Consider the following 2,407-nt stretch of genomic DNA (forward strand, 5'->3'; position numbering starts at 1 on the left):
GCCGACGAGGGTGCGCGCCGCCGTGCCGTGGCGGCCGGGCGCGCGCGAGCGGCTGGCGGGGCTGCGGGCCGCGGGGGTGCCCACGGCGCTGGTGACCATGTCCTACCGGTCGCTGGCCCAGGAGGTCGTGCAGCTGCTGCCCGGCGCCTTCGACGTCCTGGTGCCCGGCGACGAGGTGGCCCGCGGCAAGCCCGCCCCCGACCCCTACCTGCGCGCCGCGGAGCTGCTGGGGGTGGACCCGCGCGAGTGCGTGGCCCTGGAGGACTCCGCCACCGGGGTGCGCTCGGCCGAGGCCGCGGGCTGCCGCACCGTGGCCGTGCCGCACCTGGTGCCCGTGCCGGCCGCGCCGGGGCGCAGCCGGGTGCGCTCCCTGGCCGACGTGGACCTGGCCGTGCTGGCGCGGCTGCGCGCCGGGGAGGTCGTCGACCTGCTGGGGGCCGGGGAGCTGCCCTGACGCCGTCCCCCGGCGCGCCGCGCCCGGCGCCCCGCCGGGGGGACCCGGCCGCGGACCGGGCCGGGGATCAGGCGGGGTCCGGCCCGCCGGCGGCCGCGGGCGCCACCACCGGCAGCGGTACCGCCCCCGGCGGCCGCGGCGGCGGGGTGCCGCCGAAGGCGGGGCAGCGCACCTGGTGGTCGCACCACTTGCACAGCTTGCCGGGGGAGGGCCGCCAGTCGCCCGCCGCGGTGGCCCGCTCGATCGCCGCCCACACCGCGCGCACCTTGCGCTCGGTGGCCAGCAGCTGCGCCTCGTCGGGGGTGTGGCGCAGCACGTCGCCGGAGCCGAGGTAGACCAGCTGCAGCTGCCGCGGCACCACCCCCCGCAGCCGCCAGATGACCAGCGCGTAGAAGCGCATCTGGAACAGCGCCTTGGCCTCGAACAGCTCCGAGGGCGCCCGTCCCGTCTTGTAGTCCACCACCCGCAGCTCACCGCCGGGGGCGACGTCGAGGCGGTCGACGATGCCGCGCAGCACCAGCCCGTCCTCCAGCAGCGCCTCCACCCGCAGCTCCCGCTCGGCCGGCTGCAGCCGGGTGGGGTCCTCCAGCTCGAAGTAGCGCTCGAGCAGCTCCTCGGCGCTGCGCAGCCACGAGGCCAGCTCGGCCGCCGCGGTGGGGGAGGTCTCGTCGAACAGGCCGGCCAGCTGCGGCTCGCGCTCGCGCAGCGACTCCCACTGCCCGGCCACCATCGCGCGGGCGGCCGGCGCGGTGCGCTCGGCGGGGGGCAGGTCGAAGAGGCGCTCCAGCACCGCGTGCACCACCGTGCCCCGCACCGCCGCGGGGCTGGGGGCCTCGGGGATGCGGTCCAGGACCCGGAAGCGGTACAGCAGCGGGCACTGCATGAAGTCCGAGGCGCGGGAGGGCGACAGCGCGCCGCGGCGCACCGGGCCGGCCGGCTCCGGGTCGGGGACCGAGGCGGCCTGGTGCTGCTCGCCGCCCGGGCCGGTTGCCGTTCGCATGGGCGTCACCATAGGTCGGCGCCCCGACACCGCCCCCTCCGCCGCGCGCAGCCGCCCGGGCGGGTGCGGGGGAGTCCACCCGGGCGGCGCAGCGCCCCCGGCCGCGGCGGCAGCGGCGGGGACCTACGATCGAGCGGTGTCAGCCAGCCCCCACGCCCCGGTCCCCGCGCCGGCCGCGGAGCGGGCGGGACCGCGGGGCGGGTTGCCGCTGGGGCGCCCCTTCGGCGTACCGCTGGTGCTGTCCGGCTCGTGGTTCCTCTTCGCCGCCGTCATCACCTGGGCCTTCGCCTCCCGGGTGCCGCTGGAGGGCCCGGCCGCCTACGCGGTGGCGTTCTCCTACGCGGTGCTGCTGCTGCTGTCCGTGCTCGCGCACGAGATCGGCCACGCCCTGACGGCCCGCGCCTGCCGGATGCGGGTGACGGGCATCGTGCTGGACGTGTGGGGCGGGCACACCTCCTTCGCCGAGGAGGCGCCCGGACCGGGCCGCAGCTTCCTGGTGGGCGTGGCCGGTCCCGCCGCCAACGGCCTCGTGGCGCTGCTGGCCGCCGCGCTGGTGCCGGTGCTGCCGCCGGACTCGGTGGGCCACCTGCTGGCCCGCGCCCTCGTCGTGAGCAACGTCCTCGTCGCGGCCTTCAACCTGCTGCCCGGGCTGCCGCTGGACGGCGGGCACCTGCTGGAGGCGCTGGTGTGGCGCCTGACCGGCTCGCGCACCAGCGGCACCGTCGCCGCGGCGTGGGGCGGTCGCGCGGTGGCCGTCGGCGTCCTGCTGGCGGCGGTGGCGCTGCCGCTGTGGTGGGGCGGGCGGCCCTCGCTCATCACGGTGGCCTGGTCCGGGCTGGTCTCGGCGCTGCTGTGGCAGGGCGCCGGGCAGGGCCTGCAGCAGGCGCGGCTGCGCCGGCGGCTGCCGGGGCTGACCGCCGCCGCGCTGCTGCGCCCGGCGATCGCGGTGCCCG

The 2,407-nt window shown here is 79.3% G+C and carries 3 protein-coding genes; 2 read left to right on the top strand and 1 reads right to left on the bottom strand.

What is annotated here, in order from left to right:
- Positions 1-454: HAD family hydrolase (locus ABEB16_RS06535; RefSeq protein WP_345711450.1), on the top strand; the 454-nt coding region annotated here is incomplete at its 5' end.
- A gap of 67 nt (positions 455-521) precedes the next feature.
- Here the strand turns inward: ABEB16_RS06535 and ABEB16_RS06540 are convergent.
- Complete coding sequence (locus ABEB16_RS06540; protein ID WP_345711451.1) at positions 522-1,454, bottom strand: RecB family exonuclease; 933 nt, start codon at positions 1,452-1,454, stop codon at positions 522-524.
- Positions 1,455-1,590: 136 nt separating this feature from the next.
- Between ABEB16_RS06540 and ABEB16_RS06545 the strand changes: the two genes are divergently transcribed.
- On the top strand, positions 1,591-2,407 hold an 817-nt coding region (locus ABEB16_RS06545), incomplete at its 3' end, for a site-2 protease family protein (RefSeq protein ID WP_345711452.1).

This window comes from Kineococcus glutinatus, assembly GCF_039542765.1.
GTDB classification, from domain to species: Bacteria; Actinomycetota; Actinomycetes; order Actinomycetales; family Kineococcaceae; genus Kineococcus_A; species Kineococcus_A glutinatus.